The sequence below is a fragment of the Cupriavidus sp. 01L46 genome, assembly GCF_056399905.1.
In genome coordinates, this window is the sequence record NZ_JBFTSF010000655.1 from 1 (window position 1) to 829 (window position 829).

The 829-nt window shown below is 70.3% G+C and carries 1 protein-coding gene; it reads left to right on the forward strand.

Features of this window, described 5'->3' with window-relative positions; genetic code table 11:
* Positions 1-829 (forward strand): hypothetical protein (locus tag AC1DS3_RS39140; protein ID WP_477129429.1); only part of this gene is annotated, 829 nt, incomplete at both ends.

The window sequence follows — 829 nt, forward strand, 5'->3', positions numbered from 1 at the left end:
CCTCCTCAGCACCACCACCACGGCGACCGAGACGGTGACGGTCAATCCGCTGGCGCCGAGCCTGGCGCCAGTGGCCGAGAGCGGAGTCGAGGGCGCGGCCATCGCGCTGAATCTCGGCGCCACGGTCAACGGCCTGGCCGGCGACAGCAACAGCCTGGCTTCGCTGGTCGTCAGCGCGATCCCGGCCGGTGCCACTGTGAGCGACGGCGCGGGTGGTCACAGCTTCACCGCCGATGCGAGCCACAGCGCGGTCGATGTCCATGGCTGGACCTTGTCGGCCCTGACGATCACGCCAACCAGCGACGCCAACTTCACACTGAGCGTGGCGGCCACCGCCACCGACGGCGAGGGCAACCTCAGCGCCACCACCATGGCCACCGAGATGGTGACGGTCAACCCGCTGGCGCCGACCCTGGCCCCGGTGGCCGAGAGCGGAGTCGAGGGCGCCGCCATCGCGCTGAACCTGGGCGCCACGGTCAATGGCCTCGCCGGCGACAGCAACAGCCTGGCCTCGCTGGTGGTCGGCGCGATCCCGCTGGGCGCCACGTTGAGCGATGGCAGCCACAGCTTCACCGCTTCGGCTGGCCACACCACGGTCGATGTCCATGGCTGGACATTAGGCTCACTGACGATCACGCCGACCAGCGATGCCAACTTCACGCTGAGCGTGGCCGCGACCGCCACCGACAGCGAAGGCAACCTCAGCACCACCACCAGGACCACCGAGACGGTGACGGTCAACCCGCTGGCGCCGAGCCTGGCGCCGGTGGCCGAGAGCGGGGTCGAGGGCGCGGCCATCGCGCTGAATCTCGGCGCCACGGTCAATGGC